Source organism: Rossellomorea sp. RS05 (assembly GCF_039822645.1).
Lineage (GTDB): Bacteria > Bacillota > Bacilli > Bacillales > Bacillaceae_B > Rossellomorea > Rossellomorea marisflavi_B.
In genome coordinates, this window is sequence record NZ_JBDKWY010000002.1 from 63,921 (window position 1) to 81,939 (window position 18,019).

General features: G+C 51.1%; 17 protein-coding genes. 13 read left to right on the plus strand and 4 right to left on the minus strand.

Going from position 1 to position 18,019, the window contains the following annotated elements; all coding sequences use genetic code 11:
• The first annotated feature begins 345 nt into the window (after positions 1-345).
• A complete protein-coding gene (locus tag ABJ225_RS07965) occupies positions 346-1,083 on the plus strand; it encodes a class I SAM-dependent methyltransferase (protein WP_347319410.1) in 738 nt (245 codons plus the stop codon).
• Between the two features lie 49 nt (positions 1,084-1,132).
• Here ABJ225_RS07965 and ABJ225_RS07970 read toward each other — a convergent pair whose 3' ends face one another.
• Positions 1,133-1,543: an OsmC family protein gene (locus ABJ225_RS07970; RefSeq protein ID WP_347319412.1), complete on the minus strand. Its 411-nt coding sequence runs from the start codon at positions 1,541-1,543 to the stop codon at positions 1,133-1,135.
• A gap of 258 nt (positions 1,544-1,801) precedes the next feature.
• Between ABJ225_RS07970 and ABJ225_RS07975 the strand changes: the two genes are divergently transcribed.
• The 5 genes from ABJ225_RS07975 (at position 1,802) to ABJ225_RS07995 (ending at position 5,349) form a co-directional block, all read left to right on the plus strand.
• The gene (locus tag ABJ225_RS07975) at positions 1,802-2,446 is read left to right on the plus strand and encodes a hypothetical protein (protein ID WP_347319414.1); all 645 of its coding nucleotides are present in this window, start codon (positions 1,802-1,804) and stop codon (positions 2,444-2,446) included.
• Positions 2,447-2,522: 76 nt separating this feature from the next.
• Entirely contained in the window at positions 2,523-3,149 is a 627-nt protein-coding gene (locus ABJ225_RS07980; RefSeq protein ID WP_347319416.1) for a hypothetical protein, read from the plus strand.
• 187 nt (positions 3,150-3,336) lie between these two features.
• Positions 3,337-4,026, plus strand: coding sequence for a hypothetical protein (locus ABJ225_RS07985; protein WP_347319418.1), 690 nt, complete (start codon positions 3,337-3,339; stop codon positions 4,024-4,026).
• A gap of 174 nt (positions 4,027-4,200) precedes the next feature.
• Positions 4,201-4,806, plus strand: coding sequence for a hypothetical protein (locus tag ABJ225_RS07990; protein WP_347319420.1), 606 nt, complete (start codon positions 4,201-4,203; stop codon positions 4,804-4,806).
• 180 nt (positions 4,807-4,986) lie between these two features.
• Complete coding sequence (locus ABJ225_RS07995; protein ID WP_251527841.1) at positions 4,987-5,349, plus strand: hypothetical protein; 363 nt, start codon at positions 4,987-4,989, stop codon at positions 5,347-5,349.
• A 173-nt stretch (positions 5,350-5,522) separates the two neighbouring features.
• Here the strand turns inward: ABJ225_RS07995 and ABJ225_RS08000 are convergent, their stop codons facing one another.
• Together ABJ225_RS08000 and ABJ225_RS08005 are read right to left on the minus strand one after the other, a co-directional pair.
• A complete protein-coding gene (locus ABJ225_RS08000; protein ID WP_082139267.1) occupies positions 5,523-6,290 on the minus strand; it encodes an SDR family NAD(P)-dependent oxidoreductase in 768 nt (255 codons plus the stop codon).
• Between the two features lie 125 nt (positions 6,291-6,415).
• Positions 6,416-7,585 carry an ROK family transcriptional regulator gene (locus ABJ225_RS08005; RefSeq protein WP_347319422.1) on the minus strand — a complete coding sequence of 390 codons (1,170 nt, stop codon included), beginning with the start codon at positions 7,583-7,585 and terminating at the stop codon, positions 6,416-6,418.
• A 145-nt stretch (positions 7,586-7,730) separates the two neighbouring features.
• Here ABJ225_RS08005 and xylA point away from each other — a divergent pair, with 145 nt between their 5' ends.
• The 4 genes from xylA to ABJ225_RS08025 all read left to right on the plus strand — a co-directional run bounded on the left by xylA (position 7,731) and on the right by ABJ225_RS08025 (position 13,692).
• The gene (xylA, locus tag ABJ225_RS08010) at positions 7,731-9,047 is read left to right on the plus strand and encodes a xylose isomerase (RefSeq protein WP_347319424.1); all 1,317 of its coding nucleotides are present in this window, start codon (positions 7,731-7,733) and stop codon (positions 9,045-9,047) included.
• Positions 9,048-9,051: 4 nt separating this feature from the next.
• Positions 9,052-10,554 (plus strand): xylulokinase, encoded by a 1,503-nt coding sequence (xylB, locus tag ABJ225_RS08015; protein WP_347319426.1) that lies wholly within the window; start codon positions 9,052-9,054, stop codon positions 10,552-10,554.
• The gene (locus ABJ225_RS08020; protein WP_347319428.1) at positions 10,551-11,315 is read left to right on the plus strand and encodes an NAD-dependent epimerase/dehydratase family protein; all 765 of its coding nucleotides are present in this window, start codon (positions 10,551-10,553) and stop codon (positions 11,313-11,315) included. The genes xylB and ABJ225_RS08020 overlap by 4 nt, the downstream gene beginning before the upstream one ends.
• Before the next feature lie 160 nt (positions 11,316-11,475).
• Complete coding sequence (locus ABJ225_RS08025; RefSeq protein WP_347319430.1) at positions 11,476-13,692, plus strand: helix-turn-helix transcriptional regulator; 2,217 nt, start codon at positions 11,476-11,478, stop codon at positions 13,690-13,692.
• 62 nt (positions 13,693-13,754) lie between these two features.
• On the opposite strand, the gene ABJ225_RS08030 is transcribed toward ABJ225_RS08025, so the two are convergent.
• Positions 13,755-14,639 carry a carbohydrate ABC transporter permease gene (locus ABJ225_RS08030; RefSeq protein WP_056533948.1) on the minus strand — a complete coding sequence of 295 codons (885 nt, stop codon included), beginning with the start codon at positions 14,637-14,639 and terminating at the stop codon, positions 13,755-13,757.
• A 372-nt stretch (positions 14,640-15,011) separates the two neighbouring features.
• On the opposite strand from ABJ225_RS08030, the gene ABJ225_RS08035 reads away from it, so the two are divergent.
• Genes ABJ225_RS08035 through ABJ225_RS08045 form a run of 3 tightly spaced genes read left to right on the plus strand, consistent with a single transcriptional unit; the run spans position 15,012 to position 18,012 of the window.
• Positions 15,012-15,869, plus strand: coding sequence for an ABC transporter permease (locus ABJ225_RS08035; RefSeq protein WP_231578974.1), 858 nt, complete (start codon positions 15,012-15,014; stop codon positions 15,867-15,869).
• A gap of 18 nt (positions 15,870-15,887) precedes the next feature.
• Complete coding sequence (locus ABJ225_RS08040; protein ID WP_056533949.1) at positions 15,888-16,547, plus strand: YesL family protein; 660 nt, start codon at positions 15,888-15,890, stop codon at positions 16,545-16,547.
• Entirely contained in the window at positions 16,516-18,012 is a 1,497-nt protein-coding gene (locus ABJ225_RS08045; RefSeq protein WP_347319432.1) for an extracellular solute-binding protein, read from the plus strand. Before ABJ225_RS08040 ends, ABJ225_RS08045 begins: the two co-directional genes overlap by 32 nt.
• The last annotated feature ends 7 nt before the right edge of the window (positions 18,013-18,019 follow it).

Below are 18,019 nucleotides of genomic sequence, written 5' to 3' on the forward strand. Positions count from 1 at the left end.
TGTCATACGTTACCATTAAAATCAGCGAAACACTAAAAGTTAGAAGGATAAGAGAGGACATTTTGTCTCTAGTCATTCTACTATCTCCCCTTTCAAACAAGCCGATCATTCACACATAATCGGCATCTTTTATCCAACATCCATTAATGTTAATGTAAACCTTTTGTTGTGTGGACCTTCACTGGATTTTCACAAACGTAGAAAAACGGAAGCAAGTTTGCCGAACAGTCTGCCCATCAGCGTATCAATTAGAAGTACGCCCACGTCTACACAGGAAGAAACTACCTCCATGTCGAATCTAGTGGAGAGCAATGCACGCACCACTTCAAACAAAGGAGAGGACATATGACCAAATACAGAGGTTCGACCGTTTATGATAATGAAGCGTTTTTTGATCAGTACACAAAGCGAAGGGGCAGGAGAGACAGTCCAAATAATGCCATCGAAGGACCGGTGATGGTGGAGCTGCTGGGGGAGTATGAGGATGCCCGGATCCTGGACCTCGGCTCCGGTGACGGGGCGTTCGGAACGGCACTCCTTGAAGGGGGAGCAGGCTCCTATACCGGGGTGGACGGATCGAGCCAGATGGTGGAGGCGGCAAGGGCATCTCTTGCCGGTCACCCCCAGGCGACAATCCTTCATGAAACCCTGGAGACCTATGCATTCCCTGAAGCAAGTTTTGACCTGGTCACTTCCCGTTTTGTCCTTCACTACATAGAAGACATCGAGAGCATCTTCAGGAGCATCCACTCGACGCTGACACCCGGCGGGCGCTTCATTTTCAGCCTTCAGCATCCCCTCACCACGTCCTCTTTCGCCAGCAAGGAGAACGGAGAACGTCGCGGAAGCTGGATCGTGGATGATTATTTCCGTACAGGGGAACGGAAGGAACCTTGGATCGATCAGACCGTGGTGAAATATCACCGCACGACCGAGCAGTATTTCACAGCGCTGACCGAAGCAGGCTTCCGCGTGAAGGCGCTTCGGGAAGGTCATCCACAGCGGGAGCATTTCTCGAGCGATGTGGAATATGAGCGACGTTTGAGGATCCCCGTCGTGTTGCTTTTCTCGTGTGAGAAATAATCATGAAAAAAGATTGCCGTCACATCAGGCAATCTTTTTTTCGTACGGGCTATTTTTCCTGTGAAGAATGTTTCTCATCAATGAGGTGGATATTGAACGTAATCTCCATAGAAGAAATGACCGATTGAATCATGCTGCAGTTAGTCAAAACGAGCTGTGAAATACGCTCTGCCTGCTTTTCCGTCAGGGTATGATCAGTTTGAACAAGTGCAGTGAAATGGATTTCCTCGATTCGGTTCGCTTTATCATGATTTCTCACGTAGTCTGCTTCGAGTTCCATGTGAGTAATATCCATCCGCTTTTTCGTAAAGATGGTGCGAAGCAGTGTCCCGCTGCATCCTGCAAGGGAAGCGATGAATAATTGAAACGGGCGATATCCTTCTTCCTCATTGGTCGATACGGGAAGATTCCCGAAGGTGGTATCGGTGGTGACGGAGTCTTCATGGATGGTGAACTTCATGGATCGCACCCCTTTCGTAGAGGTATAAGTGATATACCTTTGTGAGTATTATATCGAAACGTTTAGTAAGAAATACAGAAATATCATGAGGGATCGCCCTCATGATTTTTTTTCTTTAAATGTCATAAAAAGGATTCACTGCGTGGGAAATGGGTAAATCAAAATGAGCAATTGGAATCATTATGGGAAAATATGAGTGCTGTGATCGGACACATAGGTGGAAAAAGAAAGGTGATGGATGGAATGAAGAGGATACTGATGATAGTGTTCGTGGCAATCTTGCTGAGCGGATGCTCGCTGACGAAACTTGGAAAGGTGTCTCCCTCCAGTTCCCCGGCAGAGGAAACCGGCGGGGAGGAAGCAACCGAGACTGCCCAAGAAAAGTCTGAGAAACCATCGAATTTAGACAAAGCCAATGCACTTGTGGAAGAAGCTAATAAGAAGCTGGATGAGATCGAACGGGGAGATGAACCAGTCAAAGGGGAAGGCGAACTGCTGCTTTTCATTGAACAGGAAGTGTTTCCGATCGGCCAGCGGGAAGCGGCTGTAGAGGAAAGATTGTATGAGGCACTGTCCGCTTTCGAAACGGATGGGGACAAAGAGGCTGCGTATGAGACGGTGGATTGGGCCATGAAGGAATACGAATCCATCCTTGAGGATGCGAAAAATGTCCGGACATACATGGATGAACAGGAACTGCTCAAAGAAGAATTGATCCATGGCGTGATGCTCTTCCAGGAATACCTCAGGATGATCAGGGATGCCATCGATGATCCTTCCGAGTGGACCGGAGCGAACATCATGGGCGCGGAATATGATGCATCCGTGAAAAAGTACCATAGCATGGTCACAGAGCTCAGCGAGAAGTATGGCATCAACTATCAGGTAGGACAGCCTGAATAAGGGGAGTAATAGGGTGCAAGTCTTCCTCTTGCTGTAAGAACAATCCAAAAGACGAAACAGGAGGTGGGTCACTGAAATGAAGAGTGTACTAGTTTTCGTGCTGCTTGCCTTTTTGCTGAGCGGATGCAGCCTGATGAAGGTGGGAACGATGAATTCATCCAACGAAGAGGTGGAGGATGCAGAAGCCGCCTCAACCGATGAAGAATCAACTGAAGATAAAGGGATCGACCAGGATCAGAAGACGGAAGGCAATGAGGAAGCCAAGGATGATTCACCAAAGAAAGCAAGCATGGCCCCGGCAGACGAGTTCACCCGATTCATCGAGGAGGATATGAGCGACATTTCAGTTATGGAATATAACGTACAAGTCAATCTATCCCAAGCACAAAGGGAACCTGCCGAGGATAAGGATCAGGCGATGAAGGATGCGCTGGAAAGGGCCATCGCTGGATATGAACAGCTCTCGATGAAGATGGAGGCCATCGAAGTGGAATCGGATGAGCTGGTCAAGCTGAAGCAAGAGGCGATTGAGGGATTCAGTATCTATCAGGAGTATCTCATTCTCAACAGGGAATTGATCGATGACCCTTCAAAAGATGAGGAGATGATTGCGAAGAACCTTGAGTATCAACGGGCAAAAGGGACTTATCAGTCTCATCTTGAGGATCTTGCCGATGAGTATGGGTATTCGTTTGAACAATGAAGTTTAGTTGAAAAGCAGCGCGGTTGGGCGATCGTGACGATCTCAAACCTTCAGGTTCCCACATGTCGACACGACCGCCATTCTTATTTTATTACTAGGTATGCAGACCAAAAGTCATTGGCGAAAAGTTACAAAAATAGGGTTTAACTCTCAAAATATGGGTAAATCAAAGTGAACAATTTCCAACATGATGGAAGAACCTGTCGAGGTGTGGAGTATGGTCAATCAAGCAATGAAGAAATTCCTGTTGCCCGTCCTGTTCCTCCTCCTCCTATTGAGTGGATGCGGGGCCATGGAGGCTGAGAAGGCGGAGTCTCAGCCAAAGGAACCGGATGGCGGTGCGTCGGATAAAGAGCCTGCGCCAAAAGAGCAAGAAGACGTCGGAGAAGCCCCTGCTGCCTCCGCTGAGGGCAAAGACAGCATGAATAAGGGTGAAAAGGGAGAGGAAACGGAAGGAAAGGCACAGTTCATGCAGTTCATCGCCGTGAGCGTACCTGCCATCGGTCAACAGGAAATGGCGATCCGCGAGAAGGTGCAGGGCGGGGTCGATTTCTATGAAATGAACGGGGACAAGGAAGCCGCCCGAAAGGCTCTGGATGAGGGCATCTCGGAATACGGATCCCTGATCGAACAGGCAGAAAGCCTTCCTGCAGAATCCGATGAACTGAAGCCCGTGAAGGAGGAGCTCGTCAACGGGATCAAGCTGTACAGGGATACACTTGATCTCATCCGGAAGACCATTGATGACCCATCCTTGAGCACAAAGGTGGAAGAAAAGACGCTGGAATACGGAGAGTCAGTCGAGCGATACCGCGCGCTGGTGGATGACATCAGTAAGGAATACGGAATTGACTATGAGTTAGCTCCCCCTTCTTGATCTCTGCTAATGAAGTCCTTTCTCTAAAAGGTTATGGGAAAAAAGACACAATAGAGAGCAGTCCTGACTGGACGGCTGAAACAAAATGAATCAATGGAATCATTATGGAAACCCAGAGAAATGGTATTATGTGAAAGGTTTAGAAATTGGAAGGGAATGGGTGTGCGAAAGGAAATGAAAAAGATACTGATCATCATGCTACTTGCACTGATATTGAGCGGATGCGGGTTGCAGCGGGCGGCAAAGGTCCTGACAGCCGATTCGGAGGCAGAGGATAAAACCGCTGAAGCAGAAGCAAAATTAGAAGAATCCAAGAAAGAACTTGAGAGACTGAAAGAAGAAATGGACGGTTCACTGGGGGATGCCCTCAAAGAGGATAGCGATGGTGCCACTTCTCCAGGTACTCCTGAGGAACAGTTCGAGCACTTTGTGGATGTAGATATGGCAGAAGTCGGTGAACTGGAAATGGACATCCAGGATCGCATCCTGCAAGCAAGCGAACAGCCTGGAGAGGAACTGATCGAGGTCCTGGATCAGGCCATCATCGATTATGATGAAGTGATCGAGAGGGTCGAAGCCATCAAGGTGGACTCGGAAGAACTACAGAAAGCGAAAGAAGGAGCACTAGAGGGAGTGAACCTGTATAAAGAATCCCTCGTCCTCTACAGGGAAACCTTTGATGACCCTTCGAAGGAAGCAGAGATGAATGCCAAAGGGGACGAATTCGAGAAGTCGGCGGCAGCGTTCCATGACGATCTGAATGAGCTCGCGGCGAAGTAGGGGTACTCGTATACACAACCATAAAACAGAACGTTACAAAGGGGAGTTAGAATGAAAAAACTTATGTAGGCGTAAGCACTACTTATTCTTTTATCAGGTTGCAGCCTTGGTGTATTTGGGGACAGCAAGGCAGATGAACTGGTCGAGTTCAATAATGAACAGCTGAATACGATCATTAAAATGGAAGAAAAATCAAATGAGCCGATCTTAGAGGCAGTGAGCAGTTATGATATCGAAGCACTCATTGCCGGAATCGAAGATGCCAAGCCGGAATATGACAAGATGCTGAAGGAAATCGATTCATGGGAGTTCAAGACAGATGAGGTAGAAGCGAAAGCAAAGCAACTGCGTGAAGTCGTGAAAATGAGCAGGGAAAACCTCGACGTCCAACAAGAAGCCTTCGAGACAGAGTACGAGGAACTGATGACGAAAGCAGATGAGACTCAGATGAAAATTGAAGAGAAAGCGGTCAAGTTCGATAAAGATCTGAAGAAGCTTGCAGATGAGTGGGACGTAGAGATCACTGATCAGGAATTGGAATAAGAAGAATAGAAGAAACCGACAGCTGGATCATCATCCTGCTGTCGATTTTTTTGTTGTGTATCATCTCGTGAAGCGATCAACCGGCCAGCAAATTGCTGTCGATGGTGAAAGGGTGTGTAGGCTCCACCAGGCAGAGGGTCCCTTGTACAAACAAGAGCCTTCCTGAATTTTTCTTATACAGATGTCGCACCCTGCCCACCGTCAATGCGGTAGTAGGAACCTGTGATGAAGGAGGCGCGGTCGGAGGAGAGGAAGAGCATAAGATCGGCAATTTCCTCCGCTGTTGCATAGCGGTTCATCGGAACGCTTGCTTCGAATCCTTTACGTGCTTCTTCTTCGTGGCCTTTCGCTGCATTCGTTTCAATGGAGCGCATCATGGCTGTATCTACGCCTGATGGTGCCACAGCGTTGACCCGGATTCCATAATCGGCGACTTCCAGAGCAGCAGACTTATTGATTCCAAGGAGAGCGTGTTTGGAGGCAACATACAAACTCATGCCTGGAGCGCCTAACAGTCCTCCATTGGATGCTGTGTTCACAACTGAACCGCTTTTTTGGTCAATCATGACTTTCAGCACATGCTTCAATCCGAGGAAAGCGCCTACAACATTGACAGAAAAGACCTTATCCAAATTCTCGACGGTTTGATCCACGATGTTCTTGAAGTCGCCATTGATGCCGGCATTATTGATAAACACGTCAATCCGACCGAATCGTTCTTTTGTCTGACGTACGTAGTTTTCCACTTCTTCTTCCTTCGTTACGTCGGCCCCCAGCAGTAATTTCTCCGCATCGATTTCACCAGCCGCTTTTTCAAGGGCTTCCTGAGACAAATCAACCAGGGAAAGCTTGGCTCCTTGCTCCGCGTATTTCTTTGCAGCAGCCAACCCGATTCCTCCTGCAGCACCTGTGATCAATACAACCTTGTCTTTGAATTCCATGATGGACATCTCCTTCAGAAAATAGTTGTTATACTAATTACATAATTTATTGTAATGCAAACTAGTGTGTATTTTCTAATGATTTGCTTCGAAAGACTCAAGAAAATGTTTCCGTTTTCCCCTTCTTATTCCTTAGCCTTTTCAAAACCCTTCCGTCCCTTCAGGAATTCATCCACCACCAACCCCGATACCCCGAGAGAAGCGGCCGGGAGCCGCGTGTCGAGGAAGACGAGATCAAGATCATCCCGGTAATGGGGGAGGGCTTTTTTTCTCACGGTATCTCGTACGGCGTTCTTCATCCATTCACCACCACGGCTGGCGATGATGATATGCTTCGTATCGTATGCGTGAATCGCGCTGACGACCCCGCTCCCGAGTGCGCGGCCGGCTTCCGTGAAGAGGGAGAGTGCGAGTTCATCGCCTTCCCCTGCACTGTTCACCAAGGAGTCGAAATCCTTACAATCCTTCAGGCCGGCCTCCATGGCCTTTTCCACGAGTGCTAGTTCTGATGCGTACAGTTCAAGGCAGCCACTGTTGCCACACGTGCAGCGTGGTCCCTGAAAGTCGAGGGTCATATGCCCGATTTCACCCGCATAGCCGCTTTGTCCCCTGTAGAGCGATCCGTTGAGCACGATCCCAGCGCCGATCCCGGTTCCGATGCTGATATAAAGGAGGCTTTCATCGGCGTCTGACCGTGTCTGATATTCCCGGTAGGCGCCTGCATTGGCTTCATTTTCGATCAACACGGGCAGCTTCAGCCTATCTTCCAAATCGTGCTTCAATGGGCGGTCACGCCACTGCAGGTTAGGGGCGTTCAACACGGTGCCCGAGTGATCAATCATGCCGGGAACTGCGACGCCGACGCCGATGATGCCATGGGGAGAAGGAGGCACCACCCCGTGAGCCCATTCCACCGCTTTTTCCATGACCGTGATGGCTGATTGATAAGCGGGTTCTCTGGTCTGGAAGTGTTCGTGCGCCATGATTGTCCCCTTTAAATCGGTCAGGACAGCCTCCACGGTTCCTCCTCCCACATTCAGTCCAAGGGCATACCCAGCTTCACGGGAGAAATAGAGCAGGACGGGACGGCGACCTCCGCTGGATTCGCCGATGCCGGCTTCCTTTACAAGTGAGTCGTCCATGAGCTCCGCCACAAGGGAAGAGACGGTGGCTTTATTGAGACCGCACCGCTTGGCGAGATCCGCACGCGAGATCGGTTCGTCTGAGATGATCTGCTGCAGAACGAGTCGTTTGTTTTCATGTTTCATACTGCTTTGATTCCACGATTGCTTCATTGATGTCCTCCTGTTATCCGTTTCGTGATCTCATTATATCATTTTTTCAGAAAACTTAGTTTGTTTATTGAATAAACGAAGTAGGTTGATTTATAATGAGTAAAGAAAGCGTATACAATAAACAACCATAAGGAGGAAAAATGATATGCCCGAGTTTAAAGAGATTCCTGTCATCCGTTATGAAGGGGCTGATTCCGATAGCCCGTTTGCATTCAAGCAGTATAATCCTGATGAAATCATCGCAGGAAAGTCCATGAAGGATCATTTGCGTTTCTCCGCTGCCTACTGGCATACGTTCAACGCAGATGGATCGGATCCGTTCGGTGCGGGGACGATGAGGCGCACATGGGATGCCCTTGGCGGATTGGATCGTGCCAAAGCGCGGGTGGAGTCTGCGTTTGATTTTTATGATCGTCTTGGCCTTCCGTATTTCGCTTTCCATGATGTGGACATCGCCCCGGAAGGAGCAAGTCTTTCGGAAACGAATCGGAATCTGGATGTGATCGTCGCCATGATCAAGGAGTACATGGAGTCGAGCGGCGTGAAGCTTCTGTGGAATACGGTCAATGCCTTTACACATCCGCGCTATGTGCACGGGGCTGCCACAAGTTGTTCTGCCGATGTATTCGCGTATGCGGCTGCGAGCGTGAAGAAGGGTCTTGAGGTCGGGAAGGAGCTTGGAGCGGAGAATTATGTGTTCTGGGGTGGCCGGGAAGGCTATGAAACGCTCCTCAATACCGATCTGAAACTGGAGCAGGATCATTTGGCCGCGTTCCTGCAGATGGCGGTGGACTATGCAGGGGAGATCGGATTCGATGCCCAGTTCCTCATCGAGCCGAAGCCAATGGAGCCGACGAAGCATCAGTATGATTACGACGTGGCTACAAGTCTATCATTCTTGCAGCAATACGGTCTGGCAGACCATTTTAAATTTAATATCGAAGCGAATCATGCGACCCTTGCCGGTCATACATTCGAACATGAGCTCAGGATTGCAAGGATCCGGGGGATGCTCGGCTCCGTCGATGCCAACCAGGGCGATCCCCTCATCGGCTGGGACACGGACGAATTCCCCACCGACCTGTATGCCACCACTCTTGCCATGTATGAAATCCTTCAGAACGGCGGACTGGGAAGGGGCGGGTTGAACTTCGATGCGAAGGTGAGGCGTGCCTCGTTCGAGTCGGAGGATCTCATCCATGCCCATATCGCCGGGATGGACGCCTTTGCTGTCGGACTGAAAGCGGCGGCGAAGCTCATGGATGACGGTGTGCTGGAGAAAAACATCGGGGAGCGCTACGAGAGTTTCACCTCCGGCATCGGCCTTGAGATCCATGAAGGGCGGACTGATTTCAAGAAGCTGGAGGCATATGCCCTCGGCCTGAAGGAGATCAGGAATCGTTCAGGCAGGCAGGAGCGTCTGAAGGCCATCGTCAATCAGGCCATTTTGGGGGTGCGTTGATCCCATGGAATATGTGATCGGAGTGGATCTCGGAACGAGTGCAGTGAAATGCCTCCTCCTCGACCGTGCCGGAAACGTGGTGAAGGAAGCCGAGCGGTCATTTTCCATCATGCGCGGGGCGCCCGGCCACAGCGAGCAAGATCCTGATGACTGGGTCAGGGGGACTCTTCATGCACTGAAGGAGCTCACCGCAGTAGAAGGAGACGTGAAGGGCATTTCATTCTCCGGACAGATGCACGGCCTCGTCCTTCTTGATGGAAAGGGGAACGTGGCCAGACCCGCGATCCTGTGGAATGATACACGGACGACCGATCAGTGCCGTTTCATTGAAGAGACGGCCGGTCTCCCTGAGCTTCTGCGTGTTGTGAAAAACCGTCCCCTTGAGGGATTCACCCTTCCCAAGCTTCTGTGGGTAAAGGAGAATGAACCGCAACTCTTTGAGCATGCGTCTGTTTTCATGCTGCCGAAGGACTACGTCCGCTACCGCCTGACCGGGGAGATCGCCACGGATCCGTCCGATGCAGCGGGAACGCTTCTTCTGGAAAGCAGAACGGGCGAGTGGAGCAAGAATCTTCTCGATCTGTTCGGTATCTCTGCAGCACTGTGCCCGCCGATATTTCCGTCTGACGGAAAGGCAGGGATCTTGAATGCGGAAACGGCTGCGGAGACAGGTTTGATCGAAGGAACACCGGTCTTCACTGGCGGCGCCGACAATGCATGCGGAGCGATCGGGGCCGGCATCCTTACACCGGGAGATACGATGTGCAGCATCGGGACCTCGGGTGTCATCGTGAGCTACGAGGAGGATGCCGACGTCGACTACGAAGGGACGCTCCATCATTTTCACCATGCCGTCCCGGGGGGCTATTATGCCATGGGCGTCACCTTATCTGCAGGGCACAGCCTGAGCTGGTTCCGTGATACATTCGCTGCCGGTGAATCATTCGACCACCTTCTACAGGAGGCGGCAACTGTACCTCCCGGATCCAACGGGCTGCTGTTCACCCCGTACCTATCAGGCGAACGAACGCCCCATGCCGATGCCCTTATCAGGGGCAGCTTCATCGGAATGGATGCTTCTCAAATGAGAGGGGACTTCGTGAAGGCGGTGATGGAGGGGATCACATTTTCCTTGAAAGAATCCGTCGAGATTATGCGATGGAAAGGGAAGACCATCGACACGATCGTGAGCATCGGCGGAGGAGCGAAAAGCGACGCCTGGCTCCAGCTCCAGGCAGATATCTTCGGCGCCGAAGTGGTGAGCCTTGTCACCGAGCAGGGACCGGGTCTCGGGGCAGGGATCCTCGCGGCAACAGGTTCTGGATGGTTCTCTTCTATAAAAGAGGCGGCAGAAACCTTCATAAGATATGGAAAACGGTATAGTCCCGGCTCAGAAGCCGCAGCCACTTATGAAAAGGTGTATACCATTTACAAACAAGTGTATCCTAACACCCGACTCATCAACGAACAGCTTTACCCATTCCGGAAAGGAGGAAAAGAAACATGAGAAAAGTCGTGATGGTGGGAGGAGCCGGTACGGTCGGAAAGGTCCTCCACGATGGATTGAGTAATCGGTATGAAATGGTCATCCTGGATCAGGAGGTTCCCGAGTGGGTCGGAAGCGGTGTGAAGGTCGACGCCACGGACGAAGCGGAGCTGAAGAAGAGCATTCCGGAAGACACGGATATCCTCATCAATCTTCTCACTGTGAGTGGAGAGAAGGACCTCCATGACACGGATGAGTTCATGAAGATGACCCGCGTCCACTTCATCTCAAGCTTTTACCTGATGCGGGCCGCCGTGGAGCTCGGGATTCCGAAGGTGATTTTTGCGAGCAGCAATCATACGACGGATGCGTACGAGGAAGGTGGGGACTCCCTCCTTGGCCGTGAAATCACCATTGAAGATAAGCCGCGATCCAAGGGGCTTTATGGGGTGCTGAAGTACGCGTCCGAGCAGATCAGTGAGATCATTTCCCGGGAAGAACCCGGAGGACCGGCCGTGTTCAATATCCGCATCGGAAGCGTCCATGCTGACGAGGAGAAGGATGTCCAGGAGGATCCACGTCTCATGAAGACGCTTCTTTCACACGAGGATCTGATCGGGCTTTTCGAGAAGGCGATGGAATCATCACGGGCCGGGGGCACCTACTACGGCGTGTCGGATAACCCTGGGAAACCCTGGTCCATCGACAATGCCAGGAGCGAGCTCGGCTATGAGCCGAAGCGGAATGCCGAACAGGTGGTACGGAGGGAAGGGGGGCAGTAGCCCTTCTTTTCTTTTTTAAAAAAAGGAAATTCCCCCAGGCGTATACCCGAGTGGAAATCATTGTGATACGATATAAATGTGCTATTATTCAGAATACTTTATAGAGAAAAAGGATCACGCAATGTGATGCCGCCATGGATCTTGATGGGGGAGAGGGAGCATGTTCAAGAAATCGAGAGTCTTTTATCGCCTATTCGTCCCGTTCTTCCTTTTAGGAGTGGGGCTTGTCTTGGGCTTCTGTATTTTCATTTATACAACCACCTACAATTCGGTGGAGGAATCATTCCTGAAGGACAAGCGTGATTATACGCTGCAGGTCCTGCATAATGTGGAGCAAAAGGTGAGGACCATCGAATACGGATTCACCGCCTACAGCTCGACGTCGAGTTTTGAGGAAACGTTCAAAACGCCCTTTTATGAATCGGAATTCGATCGCTATCAGGACATCCGGAAGGAAATGAGCTACATCGAAATGCTCGGCATCGAGGGGAGTGCGTACAATCTCATCAGCCTCGATCAGAAGTGGGGCATCATCAACGGATCGTTGAAAACGCTTACCGAACAAGAGCTCGATGGCTTCAAGGAGAAGTATGTAGAAGGGAAGACCCAAAGCCTTTTCTGGCGTCCCGACGGGGAACAGATCGAGATGATCATGACGCTTCCCATCTACCGGAGTGAGAAGTTCGCCATGGGGACGGCGAGCATCCCGAAGCGGAGCATCGATCAGATTGTCGGTGATAAAGAGCAATACGTGGAAATCTACAATAAGCAGGATGAGCTCCTCTATTCCAATCAGGAAAAGGATAGCAGCCTCACGAACGGAGAGTTCAACCGTCTCAAAGAAAAAGCCGCCAACGGCATGACCATGATGCGAGCAAAGGACGGGCGCACCTATGTGTATGCCCTGTCCGACTACAACCAGTGGCTCTACATGGTGGAAGTGAATCAGGGGGAAATCGGTACGATCATCCGCAATACGGCGATCGGGCTTGTGATCACTTCACTCCTCCTCATCCTCCTTGTCGGCTTCATCTCGTACCGCCTGGCCGAGTCTTACTCAAAGCCGATCCGGAAAATCCAGGAGAAACTCGCCCTTCCCCGGGTTCCATCGAAGGAAAACGAGCTTTCCCTCCTGGCCGCCTCCATTGAGCAGGTGGTGGATCAAAATGAGCTTCTCACTGAAGATCTCACCAGGCAGCAGCCGCAGCTCGAGACCTTGTTCGTCCTCAGCCTGTTCCGGAATCGCCTGTCGGAGAAAGAAGTGCAGAACCGCCTGGAGCAATTCGGCTATGATGTGAATCAGAAGGTCTTCTACACAGCGGTCATCCAGATGGACACGGATTTCGAAGAGCAGGGAGTGGAACGGGATCTCTTCCGCCTGGCCATCAATCAGGTGGTGGCAGAGTGCATCCCGGAATCGGAGCGCTTCATCCCCATCGTCCTGAATGATGAGATGCAGGCGACGATCCTCGCGTTCCCGGAGACGGAAGAAGAACCGGAGCGGAAGATCGCCCAGTATTACGAAAGCATCCAGCAGGCGGTGAAGGAAAACCTCCATGTCACCTTGAGCGCCGGGATCAGCGCCCCTTATGACGCTATCGTCAAGAGCAAGGAGGCCGTGGATCTTGCCAAAGAATCCCTGTATTATCGCGTGAACGTCGGGGCTGAATCCATCATCTTCTTCTCGGATATCTCCCAGCTGGTCAATGATGCCACGCTTTCGAAGTTTCCCCTTGATCTCCACAACCAGCTTCTCGGGGCGGTGCGATCGGGAGAGGAAGACGAAGCCGTGTCCCATATGGACAGCTTGATCGCGGACATCTTCAAAACGAATAAAAATCCCGTCAGCATCGGTGTGACCCTGACGCGGATCATCAATGACCTCGTCCAGCTCGGGCAGCTCCTCGGGGCGGACTTCGCCATCTTCGACAGGATCAAGCCCCTTTACGAAGAGGCCATGAATGCCTACAGTCCGGAACGGATCAGGAAGCGGTTGACGGAGGATCTCCTGAAGCCTGTGATCCGCTCGACCCATGATAAGAAGGAGCAGTCGATTAAGTCCCTTTCTCAGAAGATCGTCTACATCGTGGAAACGGAGTTCGATCAGGATCTCTCCCTCGATCAGATCGCGGACCGGCTCCATTACAACCCGAATTACCTCAGCAATGTGTTCAAGAAGGAGTACGGCGAGAGCTTTGGTGATTACCTCATGAACTACCGTCTCCAGAAGGCCCAGAGATGGCTCGTGGAAACGGAGTGGACGGTGAAGGAGATCGCCGAGAAACTTCAGTACCGCAATTCCCAGAACTTCATCCGCTTCTTCAAGAAGCGCCTCGATATGACCCCGGGCGATTACCGGAAGAAACATCGGCATTGATACAAAAAAATCCGAACCCAGCCGCTTGAGCGGATGACGTTCGGATTTCTTCTTTTTCCCCTTTATCCCTTCACGGAACCGACGAGGGCCCCTTTGACAAAGTACTTCTGGACGAATGGATAGGCAACCAGCATCGGCACCGTGGCGATCACGATGACGGCCATCTTGATCGTCTGGGCAGGGGGCACGACGTCAACGGACGAGCCTTCTGCCTGCATCCCGCTTGAGACGATGACGATCTGGCGCAGAAGCACCTGGATCGGCCATTTCGATGAATCATTGATATAGAGGATGGCAGTCATATACGTATTCCAGTATGTGACGGCATAAAAGAGTGAAATCGTCGCGATCGACGGCATGGCAAGCGGCAGCATGATCCGCATGAACACACCGAAATCCGTGCATCCATCCATCTTCGCCGACTCCTCCAGACTGTCGGGAAGCGCTTGGAAGAAGTTCCTCATGATGATGAGGTTGAAGGCATTGATGGCGACAGGCAGAATGAGAGACCAATAGGAATCAATGAGTCCGAAGCTTTTCACCACCAGGAACGTCGGGATCATCCCGCCGCTGAACAGCATGGAGAATACGACGAGGAAGTTGATGAAACCCCTGCCGAACAAGTAGCGTCTTGACAGCCCATATGCCATGAGGGCTGTGAGGACCATGCTGACCAGGGTCCCGATCCCCGTCACCCCGATCGATACGACCAGCGATTTGAAGAGGGTGGGGGTGGACAGTATGTAATGGTAGGCATCGAGTGAAAAGGTTTTCGGGAATAAGATGAATTTCCTTTCGATCACTTCCTGTGTCGATGCGAATGAACTGGCGATGACGTTCACGAACGGAATGAAGCAAGCAAGTGCGACGAGAACAAGAAAGGTGTTGTTCACGATGGAGAAAGCAACCCCGCTTTTTGAACGCCGCTTCCATTTAGGCTCTTTCATAACAGATCCTCCTTTAGATACGTAGCGTACGTTCACTGTAGCATCGGCGGTTTCATTCCGTATATAATCACTTTCCCAGTAGGGGGTGGCGCCCCTGATAAGGAATGTGCCCCGGATAATCACCTTGGATAGTCATGACACGTGAAAGGTTGATACACCAACGTTTGTAAGCGCCATCATCAAATGATTATATACGTAATCCTCCTGAAATCAGTATGCTTGGAACAAGAAAGTGGTCAAAGGGGGAGACGAATGGAAACTGTAGTGAAGACGGAGGATTCCTCGCTTCCGGTCCTGTCGGCGAAACAGGAGCGGATCATCAGGAGGAAGCAAATCTGGGCAGGCATCAAGACAAATAAGATTCTGTACCTGATGATCCTCCCGGGAATTCTTTATTTCGTCATATTCAAATATCTGCCCATGGCGGGCTTGGTCATTGCATTCCAGGATTATCAGCCGTATCTCGGAGTCTTGGAGAGTCCATGGGTCGGGATGAAGCACTTCGTCCGGCTGTTCACCGAGCCGACCTTCTACATGCTATTGAAGAACACGCTCATCCTGTTCGGACTCAATATCTTCATCTTCTTCCCGCTGCCGATCATCCTCTCACTCATGCTCAATGAGGTGAGGAACAGGTACTTCAAGGCGGGGATCCAGACGCTCATCTACATTCCGCACTTCATGTCCTGGGTCATCATCGTATCGATCTCCTATGTGTTCCTGAATGTGGACGGAGGCATCATCAATGAACTCCTGGCATCCCTCGGGTTCAACAAGATCAGCTTCCTGACTTCACCCGACTGGACGCGTACGATCTATATCGGACAGGTGATCTGGAAGGAGCTCGGCTGGTCGACGATCATTTATCTCGCTGCCATCACCGCCGTCGATACCCAACTCTATGAAGCGGCCGAGATGGACGGGGCAGGCAGATTGCGCAAGACGTGGCATGTGACGCTTCCGGCCATCCGTCCGGTCATCATCGTTCTATTAATCTTGAAGATCGGTTCCACCCTCGACCTCGGGTTCGAACACGTGTATCTTCTATTAAACTCCCTGAATCGTCAGGTGGCGGAAATCTTCGATACGTATATCTATACGGCCGGTCTCCGGAACGGTCAGCTCAGCTTCAGTACAGCCGTCGGCCTGTTCAAGGGATTGGTGGGACTCGTTCTCGTGATCCTGGCCAACAAGCTTGCCAAGAAATTCGGCGAAGACGGAGTGTATTAACATGGGGAGGCAGACGAGATGAAGTCCGTTGAGAAGCTCAATGCCATCTGTATCCTGTTACTGAAGCTTGTGTATGTGAATGCCCTTTGGCTCCTGTGCACCCTGTGCGGTGGTGTGATCTTCGGCGTCGGTCCTGCGACATATGCAGCGGTGAGCGTCTGCCGTCAGTGGGTCAGGGGGAAGGACGTTCCTGTTGCTCCGACGTTCTGGCACTACGTAAAGGAAGGGTTCAGGGAAGCGACGGCTATGAGCCTGCTGTACATGTTCGCAGGCACGGTCCTGATCGTTGATCTTCTTTTCGTGACGCAGTGGTACGTGAAGGGACTCCTCTTCCTTCTGCTGTTCGCATATGGATTGTCCCTGCTTTTCATCTTCCCGGTCATGGCGAACTACGATGTGAAAGGGATGTTCTTCAAAATTAAAACGGCCTTCTGGATCGCCCTGTCATTCCTGCAGTATTCACTCGTGACGACCCTGCTCATAGCCGTGTTTTATGGTTTATTCTGGTCGATCTTTCCTGGTATTCTCGTATTCTTGGGAGCAAGCCTTCCACTCTTCCTGCTTGCATGGATGGGCAATCAGGTGTTCACAAGAATGGAAGCGCTTCATCATAATGGAACCAAACAATCAAAAAGGGGGAAACACAATGAACAAACGCATGATCTCAAGATTGGGTAGCGTCGGCCTTGCCGGGATGCTGCTTCTTGCCGGCTGCAGTGGGGAAAAAGGATCCAGCTCTTCATCGGAAGGAGGGGACGGGAAGATCACATGGATGAACATCCTGCACACCGCCTCGCCGCCTACAGACACCATCGTGGATGAAATCGAGAAGAAGACCGATACGAAACTCGAATTCTCTTGGGTGCCCGATGCGTCCAAGGAAGAGCGGATCAACACCGCCATCGCGTCTGATTCCCTGGCCGATATCGTGACAATCACCATGATGGATAATTCCTCGGTGCGAAACGCCATGAAGTCCGGCATGTTCTGGAATGTAGAGGACTATCTTGATGATTACCCGAATCTGAAGGACATTTCGGAGGATGTAAGGAAGTCTGCTTCCATTGAAGGGAAGCTGTACGGGGTGCCGTTCCAGAAAGATTTGTCGCGGATCGGGATCGTCATCCGCAAAGACTGGCTCGACAATCTCGGACTCGACATGCCGAAAACAACAGAGGATCTCATGAAGGTGGCCCGGGCGTTCACCGAGGATGATCCGGACGGGAACGGTAAGGACGATACGGTAGGATTGCTCGACCGGAGCGACCTGGTGTATAGCTCGTTCAAGACGCTTGCCACCTACTTCGGAGCCCCGAATAAATGGGATGTTGACGAACAAGGCAACTTCACACCTGAATTCGAAACAGAAGGATATGTCCAAGCCATGGACTACCTGAAGAAGATGTATGACAACGGCTGGGTGAACAAGGACTTTGCCGTCATGGCGAAGACCGACCAGCAGCAAACGTTCGCCCAAGGGAAAGCCGGGATCTATTTCGGTGGATTATTCGACGGGCAGAACTTCCAGAACATGGCCAAAGGCATCCAGGATGATATGGAGCTTGATCTCATCAACGACATGACGTCCACAGACTACAACAAGCGCGTGATCTGGTCCGAAGGGAACGGTGTCGGCGGCGTTCTTGCCTTCCCTCGCTCTGAAGTAAAGGACGAAGCCGAATTGAAGAAGATCCTTCAGTTCGTCAATGATCTCCATGATGAAGAGCTGTATAGCCTGATGACCTATGGAATCGAAGGAACGCATTATGAAGAAGATGCCGACGGACTGTACAAAATCATCGACCAGAATCTATGGCAGCAGGAAGTACAGCCACTTGCAGCTTCAAGGCCGCGGGAAACGGGATATGAATCAAAAGATCCAAACCCGATCAAGCAGAAATCCAATGAAATGATTGCCGAAAATGCTGACTATGCCGTCCTGAACCCGGCCGTCCCACTAGAGTCTGGAACCTACTCAAGCCAAGGAACCGAGCTTCAGAAGATCATCACCGATGCCACCTATCAGTACATCCTTGGCGAGATCGACATGAAAGGATTCAAGAAAGCCGTCCAATCATGGGAAGACCAAGGCGGTAAAACCATCAAGGAAGAGTACAAAGAAGCTTACAAGGCGAGTCAATGATCATCGA

What these genes read in the sequence shown, in the direction of transcription:
- ABJ225_RS08020 (WP_347319428.1), top strand. Translation starts at nt 10,551, where the DNA reads ATGAGAAAAGTCGTGATGGTGGGAGGAGCCGGTACGGTCGGAAAGGTC.
- ABJ225_RS07995 (WP_251527841.1), top strand. Translation starts at nt 4,987, where the DNA reads ATGGAAGAAAAATCAAATGAGCCGATCTTAGAGGCAGTGAGCAGTTAT.
- ABJ225_RS08045 (WP_347319432.1), top strand. Translation starts at nt 16,516, where the DNA reads ATGAACAAACGCATGATCTCAAGATTGGGTAGCGTCGGCCTTGCCGGG.
- ABJ225_RS07985 (WP_347319418.1), top strand. Translation starts at nt 3,337, where the DNA reads ATGATGGAAGAACCTGTCGAGGTGTGGAGTATGGTCAATCAAGCAATG.
- ABJ225_RS07990 (WP_347319420.1), top strand. Translation starts at nt 4,201, where the DNA reads ATGAAAAAGATACTGATCATCATGCTACTTGCACTGATATTGAGCGGA.
- ABJ225_RS08000 (WP_082139267.1), bottom strand. Translation starts at nt 6,290, where the DNA reads ATGGAATTCAAAGACAAGGTTGTATTGATCACAGGTGCTGCAGGAGGA.
- ABJ225_RS08030 (WP_056533948.1), bottom strand. Translation starts at nt 14,639, where the DNA reads ATGAAAGAGCCTAAATGGAAGCGGCGTTCAAAAAGCGGGGTTGCTTTC.
- ABJ225_RS07975 (WP_347319414.1), top strand. Translation starts at nt 1,802, where the DNA reads ATGATAGTGTTCGTGGCAATCTTGCTGAGCGGATGCTCGCTGACGAAA.
- ABJ225_RS07970 (WP_347319412.1), bottom strand. Translation starts at nt 1,543, where the DNA reads ATGAAGTTCACCATCCATGAAGACTCCGTCACCACCGATACCACCTTC.
- ABJ225_RS07980 (WP_347319416.1), top strand. Translation starts at nt 2,523, where the DNA reads ATGAAGAGTGTACTAGTTTTCGTGCTGCTTGCCTTTTTGCTGAGCGGA.
- ABJ225_RS08040 (WP_056533949.1), top strand. Translation starts at nt 15,888, where the DNA reads ATGAAGTCCGTTGAGAAGCTCAATGCCATCTGTATCCTGTTACTGAAG.
- ABJ225_RS08005 (WP_347319422.1), bottom strand. Translation starts at nt 7,585, where the DNA reads ATGAAGCAATCGTGGAATCAAAGCAGTATGAAACATGAAAACAAACGA.
- ABJ225_RS08035 (WP_231578974.1), top strand. Translation starts at nt 15,012, where the DNA reads ATGATCCTCCCGGGAATTCTTTATTTCGTCATATTCAAATATCTGCCC.
- xylB (WP_347319426.1), top strand. Translation starts at nt 9,052, where the DNA reads ATGGAATATGTGATCGGAGTGGATCTCGGAACGAGTGCAGTGAAATGC.
- ABJ225_RS07965 (WP_347319410.1), top strand. Translation starts at nt 346, where the DNA reads ATGACCAAATACAGAGGTTCGACCGTTTATGATAATGAAGCGTTTTTT.
- ABJ225_RS08025 (WP_347319430.1), top strand. Translation starts at nt 11,476, where the DNA reads ATGTTCAAGAAATCGAGAGTCTTTTATCGCCTATTCGTCCCGTTCTTC.
- xylA (WP_347319424.1), top strand. Translation starts at nt 7,731, where the DNA reads ATGCCCGAGTTTAAAGAGATTCCTGTCATCCGTTATGAAGGGGCTGAT.